General features: G+C 68.1%; 25 protein-coding genes. 16 read left to right on the forward strand and 9 right to left on the reverse strand.

What is annotated here, in order from left to right; all coding sequences use genetic code 11:
* Nucleotide 1: 1 nt before the first annotated feature.
* Together A4249_RS10265 and A4249_RS10270 are read left to right on the forward strand one after the other, a co-directional pair.
* Nucleotides 2–991 carry an alpha/beta hydrolase family protein gene (locus tag A4249_RS10265; protein ID WP_066552421.1) on the forward strand — a complete coding sequence of 330 codons (990 nt, stop codon included), beginning with the start codon at nt 2–4 and terminating at the stop codon, nt 989–991.
* A 153-nt stretch (nt 992–1,144) separates the two neighbouring features.
* A complete protein-coding gene (locus tag A4249_RS10270) occupies nt 1,145–2,440 on the forward strand; it encodes a sensor histidine kinase (protein WP_231868691.1) in 1,296 nt (431 codons plus the stop codon).
* Here A4249_RS10270 and A4249_RS10275 read toward each other — a convergent pair.
* The gene (locus tag A4249_RS10275; RefSeq protein WP_066629457.1) at nt 2,437–2,919 is read right to left on the reverse strand and encodes an Lrp/AsnC family transcriptional regulator; all 483 of its coding nucleotides are present in this window, start codon (nt 2,917–2,919) and stop codon (nt 2,437–2,439) included. The genes A4249_RS10270 and A4249_RS10275 overlap by 4 nt on opposite strands.
* A gap of 84 nt (nt 2,920–3,003) precedes the next feature.
* Here A4249_RS10275 and A4249_RS10280 point away from each other — a divergent pair, with 84 nt between their 5' ends.
* Nucleotides 3,004–3,912: an EamA family transporter gene (locus A4249_RS10280; protein ID WP_066552422.1), complete on the forward strand. Its 909-nt coding sequence runs from the start codon at nt 3,004–3,006 to the stop codon at nt 3,910–3,912.
* Here the strand turns inward: A4249_RS10280 and A4249_RS10285 are convergent.
* On the reverse strand, nt 3,909–5,402 hold the full coding sequence (locus A4249_RS10285; protein ID WP_082854126.1) for a methyl-accepting chemotaxis protein: 1,494 nt from the start codon (nt 5,400–5,402) through the stop codon (nt 3,909–3,911). The two genes, A4249_RS10280 and A4249_RS10285, sit on opposite strands and share 4 nt — an antisense overlap.
* Before the next feature lie 203 nt (nt 5,403–5,605).
* Here A4249_RS10285 and fliI point away from each other — a divergent pair, with 203 nt between their 5' ends.
* From fliI to A4249_RS10300, 3 genes are read left to right on the forward strand one after another with little or no spacing between them, the layout of a single operon-like run.
* The gene (fliI, locus tag A4249_RS10290) at nt 5,606–6,949 is read left to right on the forward strand and encodes a flagellar protein export ATPase FliI (protein WP_066552424.1); all 1,344 of its coding nucleotides are present in this window, start codon (nt 5,606–5,608) and stop codon (nt 6,947–6,949) included.
* 8 nt (nt 6,950–6,957) lie between these two features.
* Nucleotides 6,958–7,368: a hypothetical protein gene (locus A4249_RS10295; RefSeq protein WP_055803572.1), complete on the forward strand. Its 411-nt coding sequence runs from the start codon at nt 6,958–6,960 to the stop codon at nt 7,366–7,368.
* A 43-nt stretch (nt 7,369–7,411) separates the two neighbouring features.
* The gene (locus A4249_RS10300) at nt 7,412–8,479 is read left to right on the forward strand and encodes an endo-1,4-beta-xylanase (RefSeq protein WP_066552425.1); all 1,068 of its coding nucleotides are present in this window, start codon (nt 7,412–7,414) and stop codon (nt 8,477–8,479) included.
* Between the two features lie 81 nt (nt 8,480–8,560).
* Here A4249_RS10300 and A4249_RS10305 read toward each other — a convergent pair whose 3' ends face one another.
* Both A4249_RS10305 and A4249_RS10310 read right to left on the reverse strand, forming a co-directional pair.
* Entirely contained in the window at nt 8,561–8,806 is a 246-nt protein-coding gene (locus tag A4249_RS10305; protein WP_066552427.1) for a hypothetical protein, read from the reverse strand.
* 92 nt (nt 8,807–8,898) lie between these two features.
* Nucleotides 8,899–9,093, reverse strand: a complete 195-nt coding sequence (locus A4249_RS10310) for a hypothetical protein (RefSeq protein ID WP_017505846.1) — start codon at nt 9,091–9,093, stop codon at nt 8,899–8,901.
* Between the two features lie 195 nt (nt 9,094–9,288).
* Between A4249_RS10310 and A4249_RS10315 the strand changes: the two genes are divergently transcribed.
* The 3 genes from A4249_RS10315 to A4249_RS10325 all read left to right on the forward strand — a co-directional run bounded on the left by A4249_RS10315 (nt 9,289) and on the right by A4249_RS10325 (nt 12,772).
* A complete protein-coding gene (locus A4249_RS10315; RefSeq protein ID WP_066552429.1) occupies nt 9,289–10,005 on the forward strand; it encodes a response regulator in 717 nt (238 codons plus the stop codon).
* Entirely contained in the window at nt 9,993–11,306 is a 1,314-nt protein-coding gene (locus A4249_RS10320; RefSeq protein WP_066552430.1) for a sensor histidine kinase, read from the forward strand. The genes A4249_RS10315 and A4249_RS10320 overlap by 13 nt, the downstream gene beginning before the upstream one ends.
* Before the next feature lie 86 nt (nt 11,307–11,392).
* Entirely contained in the window at nt 11,393–12,772 is a 1,380-nt protein-coding gene (locus A4249_RS10325; protein ID WP_066552432.1) for a serine hydrolase, read from the forward strand.
* Between the two features lie 63 nt (nt 12,773–12,835).
* On the opposite strand, the gene ctrA is transcribed toward A4249_RS10325, so the two are convergent.
* Nucleotides 12,836–13,537: a response regulator transcription factor CtrA gene (gene ctrA / locus A4249_RS10330; RefSeq protein WP_017505852.1), complete on the reverse strand. Its 702-nt coding sequence runs from the start codon at nt 13,535–13,537 to the stop codon at nt 12,836–12,838.
* 380 nt (nt 13,538–13,917) lie between these two features.
* On the opposite strand from ctrA, the gene A4249_RS10335 reads away from it, so the two are divergent.
* The 3 genes from A4249_RS10335 to A4249_RS10345 all read left to right on the forward strand — a co-directional run bounded on the left by A4249_RS10335 (nt 13,918) and on the right by A4249_RS10345 (nt 15,485).
* Entirely contained in the window at nt 13,918–14,274 is a 357-nt protein-coding gene (locus A4249_RS10335; protein WP_082854127.1) for a chromosomal replication initiator DnaA, read from the forward strand.
* The gene (locus A4249_RS10340; RefSeq protein WP_066552433.1) at nt 14,271–14,981 is read left to right on the forward strand and encodes a DUF6456 domain-containing protein; all 711 of its coding nucleotides are present in this window, start codon (nt 14,271–14,273) and stop codon (nt 14,979–14,981) included. Before A4249_RS10335 ends, A4249_RS10340 begins: the two co-directional genes overlap by 4 nt.
* A gap of 96 nt (nt 14,982–15,077) precedes the next feature.
* The gene (locus A4249_RS10345) at nt 15,078–15,485 is read left to right on the forward strand and encodes a hypothetical protein (RefSeq protein ID WP_066552436.1); all 408 of its coding nucleotides are present in this window, start codon (nt 15,078–15,080) and stop codon (nt 15,483–15,485) included.
* Nucleotides 15,486–15,626: 141 nt separating this feature from the next.
* On the opposite strand, the gene A4249_RS10350 is transcribed toward A4249_RS10345, so the two are convergent.
* Both A4249_RS10350 and A4249_RS10355 read right to left on the reverse strand, forming a co-directional pair.
* Nucleotides 15,627–16,295, reverse strand: coding sequence for a hypothetical protein (locus tag A4249_RS10350; RefSeq protein WP_066552437.1), 669 nt, complete (start codon nt 16,293–16,295; stop codon nt 15,627–15,629).
* Between the two features lie 63 nt (nt 16,296–16,358).
* Nucleotides 16,359–16,796 (reverse strand): SufE family protein, encoded by a 438-nt coding sequence (locus A4249_RS10355; protein WP_066552439.1) that lies wholly within the window; start codon nt 16,794–16,796, stop codon nt 16,359–16,361.
* 164 nt (nt 16,797–16,960) lie between these two features.
* On the opposite strand from A4249_RS10355, the gene A4249_RS10360 reads away from it, so the two are divergent.
* Nucleotides 16,961–18,670: a sensor histidine kinase gene (locus A4249_RS10360; protein WP_066552441.1), complete on the forward strand. Its 1,710-nt coding sequence runs from the start codon at nt 16,961–16,963 to the stop codon at nt 18,668–18,670.
* Between the two features lie 79 nt (nt 18,671–18,749).
* Nucleotides 18,750–19,013 carry a hypothetical protein gene (locus A4249_RS10365; protein WP_066552443.1) on the forward strand — a complete coding sequence of 88 codons (264 nt, stop codon included), beginning with the start codon at nt 18,750–18,752 and terminating at the stop codon, nt 19,011–19,013.
* Here A4249_RS10365 and A4249_RS10370 read toward each other — a convergent pair.
* On the reverse strand, nt 19,010–19,870 hold the full coding sequence (locus A4249_RS10370) for a hypothetical protein (protein WP_055754058.1): 861 nt from the start codon (nt 19,868–19,870) through the stop codon (nt 19,010–19,012). The two genes, A4249_RS10365 and A4249_RS10370, sit on opposite strands and share 4 nt — an antisense overlap.
* 55 nt (nt 19,871–19,925) lie before the next feature.
* Here A4249_RS10370 and A4249_RS10375 point away from each other — a divergent pair, with 55 nt between their 5' ends.
* A complete protein-coding gene (locus A4249_RS10375; RefSeq protein ID WP_066552445.1) occupies nt 19,926–20,255 on the forward strand; it encodes a DUF1491 family protein in 330 nt (109 codons plus the stop codon).
* A gap of 84 nt (nt 20,256–20,339) precedes the next feature.
* Entirely contained in the window at nt 20,340–21,284 is a 945-nt protein-coding gene (locus A4249_RS10380) for a DUF3883 domain-containing protein (RefSeq protein WP_066552447.1), read from the forward strand.
* A 186-nt stretch (nt 21,285–21,470) separates the two neighbouring features.
* On the opposite strand, the gene dinD is transcribed toward A4249_RS10380, so the two are convergent.
* Entirely contained in the window at nt 21,471–22,322 is an 852-nt protein-coding gene (dinD, locus tag A4249_RS10385) for a DNA damage-inducible protein D (RefSeq protein WP_066555061.1), read from the reverse strand.
* Nucleotides 22,323–22,337 lie beyond the last annotated feature (15 nt).

A 22,337-nucleotide genomic window follows, 5' to 3' on the forward strand; every position in this document is an offset into this window, starting at 1 on the left:
CATGACCCATCGCTCGCCGCCCCAAAACCTGACCGCCGGCCTCAGCCTGGCCCTGATGCTTCTGGCCGGCGCCGCCTCGCCCGTGCAGGCGACCGCGCCACAAGCCCAAGGCCCGGCGCGCGCCCAGACCGATCCGCAGGCGCCCGACCAGGTCTTCACCTTTCCCGGCGGACCGGACGGCGCGGTGGAGGCTGGAGTCTGGCTGCCGGCGCCCCCCGCCAATGCCCGGCCCGCGCCCCTGATCGTCATTTCGCACGGCAACGGCGGCGGTTTCCGCAGCCATGCCGACACCGCCAGAGCCCTGGCCGACGCCGGCTTCGTGGTCGCCGCCCTGACCCATCCCGGCGACAACTATCGCGACATGAGCCGCTCCACCCAACTGACCAATCGCGCGCCCCAGCTCAGTCGGCTGATCGACTATATGACGGGCGACTGGTCCGCGCGGCCGGGCGGCTTGGCCGTCGATCCGAACCGCATCGGCGCCTTCGGCTTCTCGGCGGGCGGCTTCACGGTCACCTCGGCCATCGGCGGGGTCTCGGACGCGGCGGTCATCGGCGACCATTGCCAGGCCCATCCCGGCTTCTTCGCCTGCCGCCTGCTGGACGCGATGGGGATCGACCTGTCGACCTGGCGTCCGCGTGCAAAGGATGACCGGATCAAGGCCGCCGTCATCGCCGCCCCGGCCCTGGGCTTCTCCTTCACATCCGACAGCCTCGCCGCCGTGCGCATTCCGGTTCAGCTGTGGCAGGCGGGCGCCGACACCATTCTGCCCGCGCCCTACAACGTCGAGCCGATCCGCGACCGGCTGGGCGCCGCACCCGAGTATCACCGCGTCGAAGGCGCCGGTCATTACGACTTCCTGCCGGCATGCTCGCCGGCCCTGGCGGCCGAGGCGCCGCAGATCTGCACCCCGACGCCGGGCTTCGACCGCGCCGATTTTCACAAGGACCTCAATCGCGAGATCGTCGGCTTCTTCCAGCGAACGCTGTAGCCCGCAGGGACCGGACCGAGGGCGGCGCGATCAAGGACGTCGTTGGCGCTCGCCACCGGCACAGGGGGTGACGCGCGATGATTTCTGCGCAAACCTTTCAGAGCGGCTATGTCAGCCTATATGTCGCCGTCGCGCGAACCGAGATTTCCGTCCTTGCCCCACACCCGCCCGCCCTCCGACCCCGGCCTGACCCCGGAGATCGCCGAACTGGTCGCCGAGGTGTGGGCCGACACGGCCTCCCAGACCCAGATCCAGATGGACGATCCCGTCGCGCCCAAGGTCGAGGATGCGCCGACGCCCGAGACCCGTTCCATCGCCGACGAGCTGCGCTATCGCCTGAAGCAGCAGTCGCTGCTGGCGCGTTTCGGCGAGGTGGCCCTGCGCGAACGCGATCGTCAGGCCCTGCTCGACGCCGCCTGCGTGGTCTGCGCCGACGGCCTGGAGACGCCCCTGTCCAAGGTGCTGATCCACAATGAAAGCCGCGACCGGCTGGTCTTGGTCGCTGGCGTGGGCTGGAGCGGCGAGGTCGAGGGTCACGCCTCGCTGGGCGTCGAACTGGATTCGCCGGCCGGCTACGCCTTCCAGACCGGCAAGCCGCTGATCTCCAACCATCTGGAGAACGAACAGCGCTTCCACACGCCCAAACTTCTGGCCGACCACGGCGTGCGGCGTGCCATCAACGTCCTGATCCGGCCCGAACTGGACGGCGAACCTTGGGGCGTGCTGGAGGTCGACAGTCCAGACGAGGGCCAGTTCGACGCCCGCGACGCCCTCTTTCTGGACGCCTTCGCCGCCGTCGTCGGCGCCGCCATCGCCCGCCAGCAGACCGAGCAGCGGCTTCTGGCCGCCATCGAACATCAGGCCCTATTGACGCGAGAGGTCAGCCACCGGGTCAAGAACAGCCTGTCGCTGGTTTCCAGCCTGCTGTCGATGCAGGCGCGCGGCGCGGCCTCCGACGAGGTGCGCGCCGCCCTGGCCACGGCTGGATCGCGCATCCAGGCCATCAGCGAAGTCCATGATCAGCTGTGGCGCGGCGCTGACGTCCAGACCGTGATCCTGTCTGACTTCCTGTGCCAGCTGTGCGAGGCCATCGACGCTGGCAGCGACCGCCATGTCGTCACATGCGAGGCGTCCGATGCGCCGCTGGGCGCCGACATCGCCATCCCGCTCGGTCTGATCGTGAACGAGCTGGTCACCAATGCCATCAAATACGCCTACGGCCCCGAGGGCGGCGGCGTCTCGGTCACAGGCCGCATCGCCGACGGACGCCTGACCGTCACGGTGGCGGACCAGGGCAAGGGCTTCGACCTGATCGCCGCCCGCAGCGACCGCAGCCTGGGCATGCGCGTAATCAACAACCTGGTCCGCCAGATCGGCGGCACGATCGAGAACCGCAGTCCTGGTTCGGGCCAAGGCGCGACCCTGGTGGTCGAGGCCCCGGCGACCTAGCGCTCCAGCACGGCGCGTCCGGGGTCGAAGCCGACGACCTCGCGGATGACGATCATGCTCTTGAAGCCGCGCACGCCCTTTTCGGGGACCAATTCGCGAATACCGAAGGCCTCATAGTCCTGCATGGAGCGGACGGCTACGGTCAGCAGATAGTCGGTTTCACCCGTCACGTCCCAGCAGCCCTGCACCTCGGGACTGGCCTTCATGGCGCGCTGGAAGGCGTCCATCACCTTGCGGTCCTGGGTGTTCATCTCGACCTGGACATGCAGGACGATGCGCGGTTCGACCCGGGCGGGATCAATGACGGCGACGTCGGCAGCGATGACGCCCTCGGCCCGCAGGCGACGCAGGCGGCGCAGCACGGCGGATTCCGACAGGCCCACCGCCTCGGCCGTCACCCGCGCCGGCTCCAGATTGTTGCGCCGGACCCGCATCAGCAGCTTATGGTCGAAATCGTCGAGCGTGACGAAATTCGTCATTACAGGGTCTCCAGTGACGATTTCCATCGCATTCAAGCGGAAATTCGCCGGGAAGCGCAAGCGGCGTTACGCTAGCTTTACGCCATGACGTCGCTGGCCCTGAAAACCCACCTGAACTCGCCGCTGGCGGCGCGCCTGGTCCCCTATCTGGCGCTGTTTGCGGGTATGGTGACGCTGGCGTGCGGCACCTCCTTCGCCAAGACCCTGTTTCCAGCGATCGGGGCGGAGGGGACCTCGGCCTATCGCGTCGGAATTTCGGCCGTTCTGCTGGTCGCCGTCTTCCGGCCCTGGCGGTTCCGCCTGACCCGCGCGGACCTGGGCGCCATCGCGCTTTACGGCGTCGTGCTGGGGGCGATGAACCTCAGCTTCTACATGGCCCTGCGCACCATTCCGTTGGGTCTGGCCATCGCCATCGAGTTCATTGGGCCCCTGACCCTGGCCCTGATCCATTCCCGAAAGCCCATCCATTTCGCCTGCATCGGTCTGGCCGTCGTGGGCTTGGGCCTGCTGCTGCCGATCAAGGCCGGCGCCGGCGCGCTGGATCCCGTCGGCATGGCGCTGGCGGCCTTCGCCGGCCTGTGCTGGGCGCTGTACATCGTCTTCGGCAAGCGGCTGTCGCACCTGCACGCCGGTCAGTCGGTGGCGCTGGGCATGAGCGTGGCGGCCATGGTCGTCGTGCCATTTGGCGTGGCCCATGCGGGCGCCGCCCTGCTGAACCCCGCCATCATCCTGGCGGGCGTGGCGGTGGCGATCTTCTCCAGCGCCCTGCCCTATTCGCTGGAAATGGTCGCCTTGCGCAGCATCCCCAAACGCACCTTCGGCGTGGTGCTCAGCGCCGAGCCGGCCGTCGGCGCACTGGCGGGGCTTGCGATTCTGCACGAGCACCTGACGGGCCAGCAATGGCTCGCCATCGCCGCCATCGTCGCCGCCTCGATCGGCGCCATCGCGACGACGCGGGAGGCGAAGATCGAGCTGGAGCCGAGCGCGCCCTAGAACTCTTCCCAGCCCGCGCTCGACGCCGCAGTCGCGCCGCCGCTGGCGAAGGCCCGGATGCGGGCGCGTTCGCGGGCCAGGGGGACGGGGGCGGCGGCTTGCGACAGGTCGTGGATGCGGGTCTGAGCCGGCGCCTCGCCCGTCTCGAAGCGTTCGACCAGCAGGGCCAGTTGTTCGGTTTCGGACTTCAGGCTCATGGCGGCGGCGGTCGTCTGTTCGACCATGGCCGCGTTCTGCTGGGTCACCTGGTCCATCTGGTTGACGGCCGTATTGACCTGGCTCAGCCCCGTCGCCTGTTCCTGAGCCGATGCGGCGATCTCGCTGACCAGAGCGTCCATCTCCGCCACCTTGACCGCAATGGCCGACAGGGCCGCGCCGGTCTCGTCGACCAGCTTGACCCCTTGCGCCACCTCCTGGCCCGAGGTGGTGATCAGGGTCTTGATCTCCTTCGCGGCTTCCGCCGAGCGCTGCGCCAGAGCCCGCACTTCGGAGGCGACGACGGCGAAGCCGCGCCCTGCCTCGCCCGCCCGCGCCGCCTCGACGCCGGCGTTCAGGGCCAACAGATTGGTCTGGAAGGCGATCTCATCGATCACGCCGATGATGTCGCTGATCTGGGTCGAGCTGCGCTTGATGCCGTCCATGGCCGCAATCGCCTGGCGCACCACCTCGCCCGACCGATCCGCCTCGGCGCGCGCGCCCAGGGCGGCGGCCGAGGCCTGTTTGGCGCCGTCCGCGCTGCGTTTAACCGTGGCGGTGATCTGGTCCAGCGCCGCGGCGGTTTCTTCCAGACTGGCGGCCTGCTGTTCCGTGCGGCGCGACAGGTCGTCGGACGCGCTGGAGATTTCGCCCACCCCGCCCCGCAGACCCGACACGGCCCGCAGCGCCTGGCCCATCGTCTGGCGCAGGCTTTCGACCGCAGCATTATAATCGTCGCGCACCCGCACATGGTCGCCCTTCACCGGCGCATCGATCCGCGCAGTCAGGTCGCCGGCCGACAGTTTGTTCAGCACCCCCGCCAGGGCGTCGACCAGCAGGGTCTGGGCGCTTTCCGCCTCGACCCGTTCGGCCTCGCGGCGCGCGGCCTCCTGCTCATCGGCGGTGATGTCGATGGCCAGTTTGATGACCTTGGCCGGCCGCCCGTCTGGGCCGAACACCGGATTGTAGGACGCCTGCAGCCAGACCTCGCGGCCACCCTTGGCCAGCCGCCGGAACTTGCGGGCCAGGAAGTGTCCCGCGTTCAGCTCGCGCCAAAAGGCGGCGTAGTCGGGCGAAGCCGCCTCGGCCGGGTCCATGAAGGTCCTGTGGTGGGCGCCCCGGATCTCGTCCAGACTATAGCCCATCGTGGTCAGAAGGTTCTGGTTGGCGTCGATGATGGTGCCGTCTAGGTTGAACTCGATCACGGCCTGCGACCGGCCGATGGCGGCCATCTTGCCGTCCAGATCGATCAGCCGATCCTGCATGTCCGATGACTTCGGTTTACGCGCGAACATAGGTTGCAACCTCTTCGCTATCGGCCGGCCCCCGCCCGCCTCGGTTGCAAGATTAGCCCTCTAATTAGTTGAAGAATCGTTGCCCGCTTGAGTTGCAACCGAGACGCAGTAATCGCTGTCTTATCCCCCGCCTTCCAGCAGCGCTTCACCCGTCGTTAACCACGTTGCCGCATCTGTTGAGACCTGTTCCTGGGGTCTGATTTTTGCGCAATCTCGTCGCCGCCGTCGAAGCGATCGATCCTCTGGTCGTGACCGGCAAAGTCGCAGGCGTCTCGGGCCTGCTGATCGAGTCGCGCGGCGGCCTGTCGCGCCTCGCCGTCGGCGCCCGGGCCGAGATCGGACGGCGCGGCCACGATCCCCTGCCCGCCGAGGTGGTCGGTTTCCGCGATTCCAAGGCCCTGCTGATGCCCTTCGGTCCGGTCGAGGGCGTGGCCCCCGGCGCCGATATCCGCATCATCGATCAGGCCGCCAGCGTGCGCCCGACCACCGCCTGGCTGGGCCGCATCATCGACGCTTTCGGCCAGCCCATCGACGGCAAGGGACCGCTGCCCCAAGGCCCCGCCCCCTATCCCCTGCGCGCCCCGCCCCCGCCCGCCCATTCGCGCGGCCGGGTGGGCGAGCGTCTGGACCTGGGCGTGCGAGCCATGGACGTCTTCACCACCACCTGCCGGGGCCAGCGCCTGGGCATCTTCGCCGGTTCGGGCGTGGGCAAGTCGGTGCTGCTGTCCATGCTGGCCAAGGAGGCGACGTGCGACGCCGTCGTCGTCGGCCTGATCGGCGAACGAGGCCGCGAGGTACGCGAGTTCGTGGAAGAGACCCTGGGCGAAGAGGGGCTGAAACGCGCCGTCGTCGTGGTCGCCACGTCGGACGAACCGGCCCTGAAGCGCCGTCAGTCAGCCTATATGACCATGGCCATCGCCGAATATCTTCGCGACCAAGACCTGGAAGTGCTGTGCCTGATGGACAGCGTCACCCGTTTTGCCATGGCCCAGCGCGAGATCGGGCTGGCCGCTGGCGAGCCCCCGACCACCAAGGGCTACACCCCCACCGTCTTCACCGAACTGCCCAAGCTGCTGGAGCGCGCCGGTCCCGGCCCGATCCGCCCCGACGGCACGACGGCGGCGCCCATCACCGCCTTGTTCACCGTGCTGGTGGACGGCGGCGACCATGACGAGCCGATCGCCGACGCCGTGCGCGGTATTCTGGACGGCCACATCGTCATGGATCGCAAGATCGCCGAGCGTGGGCGCTTCCCCGCCATCGACGTGTTGAAGTCGGTCAGCCGCACCCTGCCCGGCTGTCAGACCCCGCCCGAGCGCGAGCTGAACAAGCGCGCGCGCCAGTGCCTGAGCGCCTACGCCAATATGGAAGAGCTGATCAAGATCGGCGCCTACCGCACCGGCGCCGACCCGATCGTGGACCGGGCCATCGCCCTGAATCCGGCGCTCGAAGATTTTCTGGGACAAGACAAGGACGATGCGACGCGTCTTTCCGATTCCTTTACCCGGCTGGAAGCAATCCTGAACCAAGGCATGATCAGGGAGTGATGATTTAGATGACCGCTTGGGCCCAATCCCTGATCCGCATCTCCAACTATGAGGTCGAGACGCTGCAGAAGCGCTTGGCCGAGATCGCCGAACGCCGCGCCGGCGCCGAACTCCGCATCGCCGTGCTGGACGCCGAGGCCGAGGGCGAACGCAACCGCGCCCGCATGGATGCTGAGGCCGGCATGATGCTGGGCGCCTATCTGAACGGCTGGAAATCAAGGAAGGCCGCCGCCGAAGGCGACCTGTCGGTGCTGGACGCCGAGGAAGCCGGCGCCCGCGACGCCCTGACCGGCGCGTTCGAAGAGCTGAAGAAGTTCGAACACGTCGCCGAGACCACGCGCCTGAACCAGCTGATCGCCCTCGCCAAGCGCGAAACCGCCGCCTTCGACGAGCTGGGCCTGCGGAAGCGTGCGGTCTGACGACCCGCAGCCTTCTACGTCTGCCTTCGCTGGAGGGAGACGCATGACGCCCACCCGCCGCGCTATCCTCGCCGCCCCGCTCGCGCTTGCCGCCTGCGACCGCTTCGCCTCGGCGGAGCCGTCGCCGCCCAACGTCCCCCCGCTGAAGTCCATCGCCCCGGCTCCCTTCGGCACGGCGATCAAGGCCAGCCAGATCGACGACCCGGACTGGGTCGCGCTGGCGCGCGCCAACGTCTCCCAACTCACGCCCGAGTGGGAGATGAAGATGGAGTACATCCTGGCCGATGGCCTGGACCGGCCCAACTTCGACCGCTCAGACCGTATCGCCGCCTTCGCCCGGGCCGAGGGCATGGCGATGCATGGCCACACCCTGATCTGGTACGCGCAGGGCAAGGAGGCCTTCGCCGGCCTGTCGGGCGCCGCCTTTGACCGCGCCTTCGACGGCTATATCGCCACGGTCGCCGGCCGCTATCGCGGCAAGGTCCGCAGCTGGGACGTGGTCAATGAGCCGATCCTGGACGACGGGTCGGGAATGCGAGACTGTCACTGGTCGGCGCGATACGGCCACGACGGCTATATCCTGCGCGCGTTCGAAAAGGCCCGGATCGCGGATCCTGACGCCGTCCTGTTTCTCAACGAATACAATCAGGAAAGCGTGCCGGCCAAGGGCGCGCAGTTTCTGAAACTGGTCGAGCGGTTGCTGAAGGCCGGCTGTCCGCTGCAGGGCGTGGGCCTGCAATCCCATCTGTGGATCGACATCCCCGAGGGCGTCATCGCCGCCTATATGCGCGAGATCAGCCAGTTCGGCCTGCCGATCCATGTGTCGGAGCTGGACTGCACCCTGCGCACCGAAAACCGGCTGGACCTCCGCAGCCAGGCCGACCGGATCGCGGCCCAGGGCGCGCGCGTCACCGAACTGGCCTCGGCCTTTGCGGCCCTGCCCAAGGCGCAGCAGTTCGCCTTCACCGTCTGGGGCCTGCGCGACACCGACAGCTGGTATCGCCAGGGCGACAAGGACGACGGCAACGACAAGCCTCTGCCCTTCGACAGCTCCGGCCGTCCCAATCCGATGGCAGCCGCCCTCGCGGCAGGCTTCAAGACCCCGGCCTGACGACAGGCCTCTGAATACGGAAACGCCCGGCCGTCTTGCGACAGCCGGGCGTTCCTGTGCGAACAGGAAGGGGCGGCCGGTTTACTTCTTCTTGGCGGTGACGGTCGCCGGCGGCTGGACCGACGTCTGGGCCTGGGCTTGATGACCCCGGCGATGCGCACGCGGGGCGCGGGCCGACGGCGCGGGCGTCGTCGCCGAAGCGGTCGCGGCCGGACGAGCGGTCATGGCGGTCGAGGGAGCCGGGGTCGTGCCGGCGAAGGCGGCGCCGCTGGTCAGGGCGACGAAGGCGACGGCGGAAACGGCGGCGGCGGTGCGGAAGGATTTCATGTCGATATCTCTCGTTTGAAGGTCGAAGTCTCAGGCGTGTCGGGGGGTCCTGCCGGCCGGGGACGCCGGCAGGACCAGTAAGGCGTCGCGCCTTACTTCTTCTTGGCGGGCGTCACGGCGCGGTGGGTGCGGGCGTGGCTGACCCGATGATGCGCACGGGCGGAGGCGGCGGGGCGGGCATGAGCGCCCGACGACGGGGCCGAAGGGGTGCCGGCGAAGGCTGCGCCGCTGGTCAGGATCACCAGGGCGGCGGCGCCGAAAGCGGCGGTGGAACGGAAGGACTTCATGGCGGGTCTTTCTGTGTGTTTGGCGTCCGGCCTCGTGTCGGACAGTCACTGTTTCGGACCCGCGTCCGGCCGGTTCGGGGCCGGTCGGTGTCGCCGCGTATCGTCGGCGAAGAGAATTGTGTCCGACTGTATCCGCCGCGCTTTGGCCATGAGACAGGACGACAGATCGCGCTTCTTCCCGCTCGCCGAACGCCAATGTCCCAGACCTCCGCCGCCCCTGTCCTTCTGGTCGTCGACGACGACCGCGAGATCCGAAACCTGTTGTCCGACCATCTGGAACAGCACGGGTTTCGCACGGTGAAGGCCGCCGACGGGCGAGCCATGAAGGCAGCGCTGGAGGCCGGGCCGGTCGATCTGGTGGTGCTGGACCTGAACCTGCCGGACGAGGACGGCCTGTCGCTGTGTCGCGGCATTCGGGCGGCGTCGAAAACGCCGGTCATCATCCTGACGGCGCGCGGCGATCCCATCGACCGCATCGTGGGGCTGGAGATGGGCGCCGACGACTATATGGCCAAACCCTTCGAGCCGCGCGAACTGGTGGCCCGCATCCGCACCGTCCTGCGGCGCACCGGCGGCGAGGCGACGACGAGCGAGGGACGACACGCCGACTTCTCCGGCTGGTCGCTGGACATCGCCGCGCGGGCGCTGACGGCGCCGGACGGACGGCTGGCCCCGCTGTCGGGCGCCGATTTCGACCTGCTGCACGCCCTGGTCAGGAACGGCGGCAAGCCCCTGTCGCGCGAGCGAATCCGCGCCCTGTCCACCGTCGCCGACGCCGACGACCGCGCCATCGACCTGAGGGTCAGCCGCCTGCGCCAGAAGCTGGGCGACGACGCCAAGGCCCCGGCCCTGATCCGCACGGTGCGCAGCCTGGGCTATATGCTGGCCGGACCCGTCATATGGCGCGCGTAGGAACCCGCCACGGCCGGGCCGAGGCCGAGACCACGCGGCTGTTCCTGCTGCTGCTGGTCGGCGCCCTGCTGGCGGCGGGCGTGACCTTCGCCGCCCTGGGCCTGAACCATCGCCATCGCCTGTCCCAAGCCCATGACTTCACCACCGCCGAACGGATCGTGGACCTGGCCGGCTCCAGCGACGATCCCGCCGCCGGCCTGACCGACGGCCTGCCGGACGCGGCGGGCCAAAGGCTGGGTGCGCCCGATCCGTCGCTGACCCATGCGGTCGCCGAGGCCCTGAAGCGGCGTGGCGTGGACGGGGTCTCGGTCAAGGCGTTCGAGGCCTCGGCCGGGGCGTGCGGCGCGGCGACCGATCGTCTGCGGTGCCGCATCCTGGTGCTGCGGCCGGTCAATGGCGCGCCCGTCCCGGTGGCGATCAGCCTGCCGCCCGCTCCGCGCCCGTGGACGCTCAGCCGCGAGGCCGCCGTCCTGCTGTTTGCGGGTCTGGCCGCCGTGCTGTTGACCGGCTGGATAGCGTCGCGGCTGGCGGCCGGTCCGCTGAATCGTCTGTCCCAGGGCGCCGTCGCCCTCAGCCACGATCTGGACCGCCCGCCCCTGGTCGAGGAGGGCGCGCGCGAGGTCCGCGAGGCCGCCGCCGCCCTGAACGCCATGCAGACCCGGCTGAAGGCCCTGATCGAGGATCGCACCCGCGTCCTGGCCGCCGTCGCCCACGACCTGCAGACGCCCCTGACCCGGATGCGGTTGCGTGTCGAAAAGATCGAGGACGAGACCCTGCGCGCCCAGTTCATCAGCGACTTGGCCGGCATGCAGCATCTGGTCCGCGAAGGGCTGGACCTGGCCCGGATCGAAACCACGCTCGAAGCCGTGACCCCCGTCGATCTGGACGCGCTGCTGTCCGCCATTTGCGAGGACGCGGCCGAGGCGGGCCAGCCGGTCGTCTTCACCGATGGCTGCAACGCCGTCGTGCCGACCCGGCCCCAGGCCCTGCGTCGATGCCTGACCAATCTGATCGACAACGCCGTCCGCCACGGCGGCGATGCGGCCGTCAGCGCCGTGCGCGACGACCATGCCGTGCGCCTGATCGTGCGCGACCACGGCCCCGGCGTGGCGCCGGACCAGTTGGAACGCCTGTTCGAGCCCTTCTACCGCCTCGATCCGTCCCGGTCGCGCGACAGCGGCGGCTCCGGCCTGGGCCTGACCATCGCGCGCCGCATGGCCGAACGCGCCGGCGCCCATTTGACGCTCGCCAACGCCGACGGCGTCGGGCTGGAGGCGACTCTGACCTTCCGACAGCCCTGACGAAAAGGACGGACGCCTGCATCCGAACGCCACGCTCGCCGCCTCTGTCGGAAAGCGTTAGCGTGACGCGTTCAGGAGACCGCCCCTTGCCTCATTCGTTGCTCGCCCGCCGTCGTCCGGCCATCCTGCTGCTGGCCGCCAGCGCCCTGGCCCTCACGCTCAGCCCGCTGGCCAGCCGCCCGGCCGCCGCCCAGGACGTGGCCCGCATGGACCAGGTGATCCGCGCCTCCAGCGACGCCGACGCCTTCTCCGGCGCCGTCCTGGTCGCCCGCGACGGCCGCATCCTTCTGGACCGGGGCTACGGCCTGGCCAATCGCGAGTGGAACATCCCCAACGATGGTGATGTGAAGTTCCGCCTCGGCTCACTGTCGAAACAGTTCACCGCCGTCGCGGTCATGCTGCTGAACCAGCAGGGCAAGCTGGATCTGGATGCGCCGATCAAGACCTGGTTGCCCGACGCCCCGGCCGCCTGGGACGCGATCACCCCGCGCCATCTGCTCAGCCACACGGCAGGCGTGCCCAACTTCACCGCCTTTTCCGACTTCGAGGCCCAGAAGACCCGGTCCGCGACGCTGCCGCAGTTGATCGCCCGGTTCCGCGACCGGCCGCTGGATTTCGCGCCGGGGTCCCGGTTCGCCTATTCCAACTCGGGGTATGTGCTGCTCAGCGCCATCATCGAGGCGGCCAGCGCCCAGACCTACGCCGACTTCGTCGCCGCCAATCTGTTCCAGCCGCTGGGCATGAGCGACAGCGGCTATGACCGCCACGACGTGATCCTGCCCCGCCGGGCCTCGGGCTATGCGCCGGGCGCCGACGGCGTCGTCAACGCCGACTATGTGGACATGACCATCCCGACCGGGGCCGGCGCCCTGTATTCGACCACCCACGACCTGCTGAAGTGGGAACAGGGCCTGTTCGGCGGGCGGCTGCTGAACGCCCAGTCGATGACCGCCCTGACCACGCCGGTGCGCAACGGCTACGCCATGGGGCTGATGGTGTCCGAAGCCGACGACAAGCGTCTGGTCTGGCACAACGGCGCCATCGATGGCTTCAACACCTATATAGCCTATGATCCTGGCGACCGGACCGCCGTCATCGTCCTGGGCAATCTGAACGGCGAGGCGCCCGACAAGCTGGGCGCGGCCCTGGTCACCCTGGCGCGCGGCGGAACCGTCACCCTGCCAAGCGAACGCCGCGCCGTCGCCCTCTCGCCCGACGTGCTGAAAGCTTATGAGGGCGTCTATAATCTGGCCCCGACCTTCGCCCTGACGATCTCCGTCGTGGACGGAAAGCTGATGGCCCAGGCCACCGGCCAGCCCGCCTTCGCACTGACGGCGGAAGCTGAGGACGCCTTCTACCTCACCGCCGTCGATGCCCAGATCACCTTCACCCGCAACGCCGCCGGCGCCGTCGAGGGCCTGGTCCTGCACCAGGGCGGCCGCGACATGCCGGCGAAGCGTCAGTAAGCTCTCAACGCAAAACGCCCGCCGTCACCGGCGGGCGTTTCAAAATCGCGGATCGAAGGTCGATCAGGCGGCGACGGTGACGACGCCCTCGGCCGGGTCGCGCAGGACATAGCCGCGGCCCCAGACGGTTTCGATATAGTGTTTGCCGTCGGCGGCGGTGGCCAGCTTCTTGCGCAGCTTGCAGATGAAGACGTCGATGATCTTCAGCTCGGGCTCGTCCATGCCGCCGTACAGGTGGTTCAGGAACATTTCCTTGGTCAGGGTGGTGCCCTTGCGGAGCGAGAGCAGCTCCAGCATCTGGTATTCCTTGCCCGTCAGGTGGACACGGTGACCGTTCACCTCGACCGTCTTGGCGTCCAGGTTCACGGCGATCTCGCCGGTGTGGATGATCGCCTGGGCGTGACCCTTGGAGCGGCGGACCACGGCGTGGGTGCGCGCGATCAGTTCGTCCTTGTGGAAGGGCTTGGTCATATAGTCGTCGGCGCCGCCGCCGAAGGTCTTGACCTTGGTTTCGATCTCGTGGCTGCCCGACAGGATCATGACCGGCGTGTTGACCTTGCCGACGCGCAGCTGGCGCAGGACTTCCAGGCCGCTCATGTCCGGCAGGTTCAGGTCAAGAAGAATGAGGTCGTAGTCATAGATCTTGCCCAGATCGATGCCTTCCTCGCCCAGGTCCGTCGTATAGACGTTGAAGCCTTCCGACTTCAGCATCAGTTCGATGCTTTGGGCGGTTGCGTGATCGTCTTCAATCAACAGGACGCGCATACGTGCCCCTCCAGGCAAAAAGCTTTGCGGTAACCACCCTGACACACGGCCGGGTAACCTTGTTCGCAAGTTAAGACGTGAAAACCTTAAGAAGGGTTAACGCCATCCAATTGAGGCGAATCTAGGCTGATTTGCGAATCGGCGTCGAGAGGCTGGAGTCAACGATTCGAAATTTATTAACCATGTTGGACCCGCGCCCCGTGTTTCGGCCGACAGACCGCCCGTCCTCTCACCTCCCTCACGCACGACGTGCTGCCCGCAACCGCAAGGCGGTTAAGCCGCCACGACCGATTTTGGCGCACAGTAGGATGATATTCCTATCGCGACGTCACGGCCACCTATGATGCCGGCGTCGAGAGTTCGTGAGAGGGAGAAGTTTCGTGCTGGAGGAATACAAGGTGCCGGTCACCGAGGAGGATCAGGTCAAGGCCGGGCTGGCCATTCATCTGATCGCGGCGCGCACCGGCGCCCATCCGTCGCAGATGACCGGTCGGGGTCGGATGAACCCCCGCGCGGCCCGCCCGCGCTGGCTGGCCATGTATCTGTCGCACGTCGCCTATGGCTGGACGATGGAGCGGGTCGGCCACGTCTTCGGCGTCAATCGCGCCAGCGTCGGCGCCGCCTGCCGCTGGGTCGAGGACGAGCGCGAACGGCGCAGCATCGACGATCTGATGAACGACCTCGAAGGCTGCATCCAGGGCCTGTATCAGTCGCCCCGCCTGGAGTTGCCGCAATGAGCCGGCTTCTGGAACGCGCGCGCGATCTGATGGCCAAGCCCGGCGCCTGGCTGTCGGCCGAGGGCGGCGCCTATGCCTTGCGTCTGTCGCCGGATCGCCGCAGCCGCATCAGCCTGACGCTGACCGAGACCGAGTTTCGCGCCCTGATCGACCAGCCCGGCCTGCGCGTGCGGCCCGGCGGCGGCTGGTCGGGACGCGCCCAGCCGGACCCGACGCCGTCCCCCGCCCCCGGTCGTCCCGGCTTCGTGGCGGGCCAGCGCGACCTGATGCAGCCAGATGGCCGCATGGTCCGCGCGCGGGCGAATCTGGGCGAAAGCCCCATCGCCTGGCTGGCGCGGCGCAAGGATGCGTCCGGCCGCCCCTGGCTGACCCCGGCTGAAGCCGCCGCCGGCGAACGGCTGCGGCGCGAGGCGGAACAGGCGACCAGGGGCGCCTCGGTCACCATGCGCTGGGACGCCCTGCCGACCTCCGGCTCAGGAACCGCCGCGCGGATGGAGCCGACCGACCGCGCCCTGTCCGCCGCCCGCCGCGTCGAACAGGCGCTGACCGCCGTCGGCCCGCGCCTTCGCCCCATCCTGACCCGCATCTGCATCCACGGCGACAGCCTGCAACTGGCCGAAACCGGCCTGGGCCTACGCCGTCGCCAGGGCAAGACCGTCCTGAAACAGGCGCTGCAGGCCCTGGCGGATCACTATGGGATCGGGTGAAGTTTTGATGCGCTATCGGATGTGACGAAAGCGTGCTGTGGATGGGAAGCGGACATGCCCAAGTGACTTTGCTGCGCAGGCAGATATTCTAAGCGTATGATGGAGACCAACCTTCAAGAGCCACCTGCAATAATCGAGCTGCGCAGAGATGCAGAAGCGATTGCGCGGCTGAGGCTCTACGGTGATGACTGTGCAATGATGGGCTGGACCGGCGACTACAGGAGCAATTCGCCCGTAGTCGCATTTCTGGCGAAGTCTGAGGCTTCGAATACCAGCACCATCAAAGCCGTGGAAATCTTACTGGAGCAGACAAGCGAAGCAATCTACCTTTGGAGTGTGGAATTTTTCAAACAGGACACGATGAAGCTTGCCGAGTTTCTCTCGACCACCTGTCCAGACCTGGCCCAGCGCTTTCCAAATATCCTCGTTGCGGATGGCGATGAGCCAGAAACTCCCCAACAGTTTCACGCGAAGTTGCTCAGCTTCGTAATCAGAGTGTCCTAGCGACAGGTCCGCATCACAGAAGTTGGGCACGCATGTTTGCAATGGGTCGAAAGCCGAAACAGCCATCGCACCGGGCAACGGACCTTCGCTAACATTCCGCGCGCTGATAATCGCACCCCCACTAGACCCTGTCTTGTCCGCTCAGATCAGGGCGATGGGGATCAGGATGGCCAGGAGGTAGATCAGCGCCCGGATCAGGGCCAGCACCGCGATGACCGCGCCGCGCCCCTTTGACACGTTCAGCCGCCGGGCGAACCAGCGGGACTGCACGACGACGAACCAGGCCGTGCCGCCGGTCATGATCGCCGCGCCGACCGCATTGGGCAGTTCGGGCCGTTGAAAGATGGTCCCGCCCGCCGAGACGAAGGCGGCGCAGACGGCGGCGAGATAGCATTGCGCATAGAAGGGTGCGCGCAGGGTCTCGCGGCTGATGCGTTTCTTCTCGTGGCGCAGCAGGGTGACGGCGGCGACCAGCGGGATCAGGCTGAAGGCCAGCGAGCGAAACAGGACCAGGTTCTGCTGGGACGCATAGACCACGCGGCTGAGGTCGGTCGCCTCGGGCGGCGGCGGCACATGCAGCGCCATCGACAGCAGATTGGTCAGGACGATGGTGGCCAACAAGAACAGCGGCGGGCTGAGCGCATCGTCGTAGCGACGCTCCTCGCTGTCGCTTTGCTCGCGGTCCGAATAGTCCATCGCCGCCAGCGGCCCGCGCAGGATGCGCCACAGGGTCAGGGGATAGAAGACCAGCCAGCTGACCGCCTCGAAGAGAAACTCCTCGAAACTGCGCAGGATCTTCAGCAGGTCCATCCGCGCCCCCCCGGTTACGACCCCGCGATCGTGGGTCGCCGGGCCGGCGGTTGCAACCCCCGACTACTGAACCGCCAGCGCCGCCTCGCGGATGCGGCCGACCATGCTGTTCAAGCCATTGGCGCGCTGGCGCGTCAGGGCCGAGGGCAGGCCCAGCCGATCCAGCGCCGCGCGGGCGTCGAAGGCGACGATCTCCCGCGCCGTGCGGCCTGAATAGAGTTTCAGTAGCAGGGCGATATTGCCCTTGGACAGGGCGCTGTCGCTGTCGGCGGCGAACCACAGACGCCCGTCGTCCTGCGTCGTCGCCAGCCAGACCTGGGCGGCACAGCCCGGCACCTTGTTGGCCTCGATCCGGTCGGCCTCGTCCAGCGGAGCCAGCCCCTTGCCCAGTTCGATGACGTATTCGATCCGTTGCTCCCAATCGCCCAGCAGGTCGAAATCCTCGGCCAGTTCGGCCAGGGTCTGGTCCAGGGTGTCGGTCGGCGGCGTGCGGTCGGTCATGCGCCGCCAGATAGGCCGCGAGGCCGTTAACGACAACCGGCCGTTTTGTCCCCCGATATTCATGGTGAACGCCGCAATGGGGTTCGCCTCAGGGGGGAGCGGCCTCGCACCGACTCAGCCGCAGCCCTAGTCTGGGCGCAGACGAAACCCATGGCCCGCCCTTCTTGAAACCCGACGCCCACGCCAGATTCGAGGACGACCCGACGCACGACGCGGCGTTGGGCGCTCCGCTGGTCGCCTTATGGCATGCCATCTGGGCGGTGGCTGTGGCATTGACGGCGCTCGCGGCCCAGATGATGGACGGGCTGAAGGACGCGCCGCTGGCCGCCCTGCTGCTGATGGCCTTCCCCGGCGTGTTCGGCGTCGTGCTGATGGTGCGCGACAGCGTGGGGCTGAGGCTGGCCGTCATGGGCGGGTGGATTTTGGCCGCCACCGCTTCGGCCGGCCTGACCGGCGGCGTGACCGGCGCCCTGCCCGGCCTGATCCTGACGCCGCTGGCGGCGGGGATCGCCCTGGATCACGGCGTGCATCACGCTCGCGTCGGCGCCGACCGCCTGACCCGGATGGGCGCCTTTGCGGTGGCCCTGCCGCTGCTGGCGGGGCTGATCTCGACCTGGCTGAACGGGGCGGAGGCGCAAGCCCCCCTGCTGGCCGCTGTCTCAGGCCTGCTGGCCATGGGCGCGATCATCGCCGCCATGCGCCTGACCTGGAGCGCGCGCCAGCGTCGCCTGGACGAGGCGGAAGGACAGGCCGCCCGCATCGCCGCCCTGCTGGAGGATCAGCCGGCCCTGACCCTGCTGCTCGATCCGTCGGGCCGCGCGGTCGCCACCTGGGGCACGCCGCCGCCCGCCCTGTCGGTGCTGGCCCTGACCGAACAGGGCCTGATCTCGGCCGTCCATGCGCCGGACCGACCGGCCGTGTCCGCGGCCCTGGCCCGCGCCCTGTCGGGCCAGTCGGTCGAGGTCCAGTTCACGCCGCGCATCGCCCTGGACCGCCGTGTCGTCATGATCCTGGGCCCGTTCCAGCACGAGACGGACCGCCCGCGCCTGATCGCCCAGGCGTTCGACGGCACGGCCCAGTTCGCCCGTGAGCTGGGGCTGGAGACCGCCCGCGTCGAGGCCGAGGCCCAGTCGGCCGGAAAGACCCGCTTCCTGGCCAATATGAGCCACGAGCTGCGCACCCCCCTGAACGCCGTGATCGGCTTTGCGGACATCATGCGCCAGAAGCTGTTCGGCCCCCTGCCCGAACGCTACGCCGGCTATGCCGACGCCATCCATCAGGCGGGCGGCCACCTGCTGGATCTGATCAACGACGTCCTGGACCTGTCCAAGATCGAGGCCGAGCGCTACCAGCTGGCGATGGAGACGTTCGACGCCCGCGACGCCGTGTCCGCCGCCGTCGCCCTGGTCCGGCTTCAGGCGGACGACAAGGGGGTCGAGCTGGCCGCCGTCCTGCCGTCCGAGCCGATCAAGGTCTGCGCCGACGCCCGCGCCCTGAAGCAGATGGCGCTGAACCTGCTGTCCAATGCGGTCAAGTTCACCCCGGCCGGCGGCTCAGTGACCATTACCCTGGACGCCGACGGACCGGATCTGGATCTGGCCGTGTCCGACACCGGCGTCGGCATCGCGCCGCAGGACCTGCAACGCCTGGGCCGCCCCTTCGAACAGGCCGGCGGCGCCGACCAGAAGGCGCAAGGCACGGGCCTGGGCCTGTCCCTGGTCCGCAGCCTGACCGAACTGCACGGCGGCCGCATGACCATCGACAGCACCCTGGGCGAAGGCGCGGCGGTGATGATCCGGTTGCCGGTGATGGTGGCGGCAGGGTCGCTGGATCCACAGCCGAGCGAAGCGACCCCTGCGACGGTTGAGGCCTGAGCGTTAGCTTTGGGTTGTGAGGACGCGCGCGCATCTCTAGCAGTCTATGCAGAATGCCGCTCTGTCTCGAGGCCCTGATATGCGCACAAAGCTGAAGCTTGCCATGCCGCTCGGCCTGACGGTCGGGCTGATCGGCCTGCTGTTTGTGACCGCGCCAAGCGCGAGCGGATCGGCCGCGACCCTGTTCGGTTGGTCGCGGTGGCCGGAGGAGGTCGGCCTTGTCGTCGTCACGCTCGGGCTGGGGCTGGCGCTTTTCGGCCTAGTCCTCACCCTGCGTGGCCGGCTAAAGGCGGCGAAGCCGAACGCGCCCCGTAAAGCCGATCCGACGCGTCGCGCCCTCTAAACCTGCCCCATCGCCAGGAAGGCCCTACCCGCCGCGAAGTCGCCGGCTTCGAAGGTGGAGCGGGCGATGCTGCCGTCGCGGAACAAGAACTCGACCGTGAAGACCTCGCGCGGGTCCAGGGCCGACAGGGCGTCGGCGGCGGCGGCGGGGAACAGCCAGGCCTGACCGGCCGGACGGCCTTCGGGCAACAGCATCGTATCGGCGCTGGTCACCCCGGCGGCCCAGAAGGCGCGGCGCTGGGCGGCGGGCGGCAGGTCGTGCGACAGCCACGGACGCGGCGCCACCGTGTGGTCGCGCATCACCACCCGCACCCCGGTCGGCCGCGAGCGCCCCTGCCAGGACACCACGGCGGCCAGTTGATCGGGCCGGTCCATGCCGCCCACCACGCCGAACCGCACCGGCGAGGCGCCGGTCACGGTCGCCTGCATCAACCGCCAGGTCGGGCGCGCATAGGCCGCGCGATCCGCGCTCCACTTTCGGCGATCGCCGGGAAACTCCATCCGCGTCGTGCGCGACCAGCCGGAAAAGGCGGTCTGGACCCGGCCCTGAACCGTCTTCAGATCCGTCGAGCCGCACGGCGTCGTGTTTGCGCGCGCCCGCGCCCGCTGGGCCGTCTCAGCCAGCTGCCGGTCGTTGGATCCGGCGCGCAGGGCTGCGCCCCGCGCCTGATAGGCCGCAGCCGTCAGGGCGGCGGTCAGTTGCGGCTCGAACAGGCCGCAGCGGTCGTTGGCGGCCAGCACGAAGCTGCGCTCATAGAAGCGGTCCTGCGGCGCGGCGAAGGCTGCGACGGGCGTCGCGGCGATCAGCACGGCCGACAGGAAACCTCTGGCTTGCCGGGGGGAAAGGCCTATCCTCATGCCCCGACCCTAGCGCGCCAGGGTTGGGGTTCCGTGTTCGAGCAGGGTTAGCGAATTGCTTCTTTCCAGCGACCTGTGGGTCAGCGCCCTGATCCGCCGCGCCCAGATCGAGGGCGCCTATGCGACCGTGGTCAAGAAAGGCGACGCGCGCGCCGGCTCGGTCATCGTCAAGGCCTACGACACCACCACCCGCACCGCCCGCCTGTTCACCGAAGCCTTCGGCACCGACGGCGACCGCCTGTGGATCCAGCCCGTCACCTCCCACAGCGAAAGCGAACTGGACGCCTATATCGCCCGGCAGAGGGGATATGACCCGGACGTGTGGGTGGTCGAGATCGAGGACCGGCAGGGGCGGCACTTCATCACGGAGACGGTGCAGGGGTAGATGCGCCGTTCGTCGTTCCAAGAAGCGAACTTGAGCCCTAGCATTCCCGGTGAACCCGTCTAGCTTCGACCCCGGGGAGAGCCTGTGGCCGACGCAAGCAAGACCGGAACGGATTGGAAGGACGACGAGCTCGACGCCATCGTCGCTGACTATTTCTCCATGCTTGCCCTCGACGCGGCGGGCGAGCCGTTCGTCAAAGCGCATCGCGCTCGTGCACTGATGGAGCGAACCGGCCGAAGTCACCGCTCGGTCGAATTCAAACACATGAACATTTCGGCCGTCGCAGCCGAGCTGGGCTTGCCCCATGTGCGCGGTTACCGCCCCATGGCCAACTACCAAGCCGCCATCTTCGACGCCATCGACCGCCACCTAGACGCCCATCCCGAAATCCTAAATGACAATGCTTTTTCTTTCCTCCCCGTTGCGCTGACATGGGGCGGTGGATCGGCGCTCTTTCGCGCCGAGACGGAGGGAACGACTGGGTCTGAGCGAGGCGTCGCCGAATCCGCGTCAAGGTTTGACGACGCAGGTGCAAGCCATCTGCCCCTCACCCTCACCGAAAGCCCTCCCCCCGGCCCGGCCCGCACCCCGCGCCCGGAAGGGCTCGCCCGCCTCGTCCGCAAGTACGACCCAGCAGCCCGCGATCACCGGAACCGGTCCCTCGGCTTGCTGGGCGAAGAGCGCGTCTTCCATCACGAGCGCGCGCGTCTCATCGCGCACGACCGCCCCGACCTCGCGCGTCGCATCGAATGGACCAGCCAAGAACGCGGCGACGGCACCGGCTATGACATCCGTAGTTTCGACCCTACCGGCGCCGAGCGCCTGATCGAGGTGAAGGCCACCCGAGGTGGCCCCACGACGCCCTTTTACCTGACCCGCACCGAGCGCGAGGTTTCGCAGGAACGCCCCGACCACTGGCGGCTCTACCGCCTCCACGACCTTTCAGCCGCGGCAGGGCTCTTCATCCTGCCGCCGCCGCTGGAAGCGTCGGTCACGTTAGAGGCCGAGGCTTGGAAAGCCCACTTCTGACCGGTCAAGGTTCGAACCGGATCAGGTCATACTTCTCCGCGAAGCACGCCACGAACGCCGCCGGGTCTTCTTCATTCCGCCAAGCGCGCGTTAGCTGATCTTCGTCGATCCCGGCGTCGGTCACTGACAGACGCCAGTCGCTTAGCAACAACCGATTCACTGTCCGAATCCACTGTGCGCGGTGCATCACTCGACCTCGCCCGATGGCCCTTTCAGCGCCTTGGCCTTGGCTCGTTCCAACTGACCGATGCTCGTTTCCGGCGTCGGCAGACGCTCCGGCATCACACCGCCCAGTTCTGAGATGGTCTGGCGCACCTTCTTGCCGACGGCATGGTGAATGTCGTTGGCCTGCGCCTTTGTGCTCGCCCCGTCTCGCCTTAGCTTGTCCTCGGCCTGAGTGGCGCGGAACAGGTTCGCGGCTAGTTCCGTCGATCCCATGTGATCCAGTATCTTTTGGCTCTTCTTCAGGCCCTTCAGCGCGTGGATGTCGCGCATGGTCCGGCCGCCATAAAGGCCGCGATAGCCGTGGTCCTGAAACACCGCATAATCCAGTCCGGTCTCAACCCCCGCCTGCCTCGCGGCGGAGGCCAGCGCGGTATTGTGTTGCGCCATCTCGCGCCTCAGCATCAATCGCTTGTCGTCCTCCGACAGGCCGCCAAACGCTGGGTCGTCCGCGATCTCCTGACGCCGCGTCTGGACGGCGAAATAGGTCTGCCCCGCCGCGATCACAGGCTTGGACGGGTCACCGTTCTGGACGATCAGGTAACAGGCGTAACGAGACAACCGCACATCGGCGACCTCGCGTTGCGCGCCAGAGCCCAGATCGACCATTTTGGTGACGTCACCGAAATGGTCCGCCGGATCGAGCCCCGCCGCAGCCGCCGACACACGCGCCTTCTCAATCACGGACAGGAAGTTGCGGTAATCCTGATAGCCGAGAACGGGGGCAAGCTGCCTCGCCAGCCAATACTCAACCCCTTCGTCCTCATGGCGAATGGACTCGAACGACTGGCGATGCGGAGGAGCGATGTCGGTCATCTGGTGACTATCACG

The sequence above is a fragment of the Brevundimonas sp. GW460-12-10-14-LB2 genome (assembly GCF_001636925.1).
GTDB classification, from domain to species: domain Bacteria; phylum Pseudomonadota; class Alphaproteobacteria; order Caulobacterales; family Caulobacteraceae; genus Brevundimonas; species Brevundimonas vesicularis.

Excerpts from the sequence above, each read along its gene's own strand:
- dinD (WP_066555061.1), bottom strand. The coding sequence starts at position 22,322 with ATGACCGACATCGCTCCTCCGCATCGCCAGTCGTTCGAGTCCATTCGC.
- A4249_RS10350 (WP_066552437.1), bottom strand. The coding sequence starts at position 16,295 with ATGGACCTGCTGAAGATCCTGCGCAGTTTCGAGGAGTTTCTCTTCGAG.
- A4249_RS10355 (WP_066552439.1), bottom strand. The coding sequence starts at position 16,796 with ATGACCGACCGCACGCCGCCGACCGACACCCTGGACCAGACCCTGGCC.
- A4249_RS10300 (WP_066552425.1), top strand. The coding sequence starts at position 7,412 with ATGACGCCCACCCGCCGCGCTATCCTCGCCGCCCCGCTCGCGCTTGCC.
- ctrA (WP_017505852.1), bottom strand. The coding sequence starts at position 13,537 with ATGCGCGTCCTGTTGATTGAAGACGATCACGCAACCGCCCAAAGCATC.
- A4249_RS10340 (WP_066552433.1), top strand. The coding sequence starts at position 14,271 with ATGAGCCGGCTTCTGGAACGCGCGCGCGATCTGATGGCCAAGCCCGGC.
- A4249_RS10265 (WP_066552421.1), top strand. The coding sequence starts at position 2 with ATGACCCATCGCTCGCCGCCCCAAAACCTGACCGCCGGCCTCAGCCTG.
- A4249_RS10295 (WP_055803572.1), top strand. The coding sequence starts at position 6,958 with ATGACCGCTTGGGCCCAATCCCTGATCCGCATCTCCAACTATGAGGTC.
- A4249_RS10365 (WP_066552443.1), top strand. The coding sequence starts at position 18,750 with ATGCGCACAAAGCTGAAGCTTGCCATGCCGCTCGGCCTGACGGTCGGG.
- A4249_RS10305 (WP_066552427.1), bottom strand. The coding sequence starts at position 8,806 with ATGAAATCCTTCCGCACCGCCGCCGCCGTTTCCGCCGTCGCCTTCGTC.
- A4249_RS10280 (WP_066552422.1), top strand. The coding sequence starts at position 3,004 with ATGACGTCGCTGGCCCTGAAAACCCACCTGAACTCGCCGCTGGCGGCG.
- A4249_RS10315 (WP_066552429.1), top strand. The coding sequence starts at position 9,289 with ATGTCCCAGACCTCCGCCGCCCCTGTCCTTCTGGTCGTCGACGACGAC.
- A4249_RS10345 (WP_066552436.1), top strand. The coding sequence starts at position 15,078 with ATGATGGAGACCAACCTTCAAGAGCCACCTGCAATAATCGAGCTGCGC.
- A4249_RS10320 (WP_066552430.1), top strand. The coding sequence starts at position 9,993 with ATGGCGCGCGTAGGAACCCGCCACGGCCGGGCCGAGGCCGAGACCACG.
- A4249_RS10370 (WP_055754058.1), bottom strand. The coding sequence starts at position 19,870 with ATGAGGATAGGCCTTTCCCCCCGGCAAGCCAGAGGTTTCCTGTCGGCC.
- A4249_RS10310 (WP_017505846.1), bottom strand. The coding sequence starts at position 9,093 with ATGAAGTCCTTCCGTTCCACCGCCGCTTTCGGCGCCGCCGCCCTGGTG.
- A4249_RS10275 (WP_066629457.1), bottom strand. The coding sequence starts at position 2,919 with ATGACGAATTTCGTCACGCTCGACGATTTCGACCATAAGCTGCTGATG.
- A4249_RS10285 (WP_082854126.1), bottom strand. The coding sequence starts at position 5,402 with ATGTTCGCGCGTAAACCGAAGTCATCGGACATGCAGGATCGGCTGATC.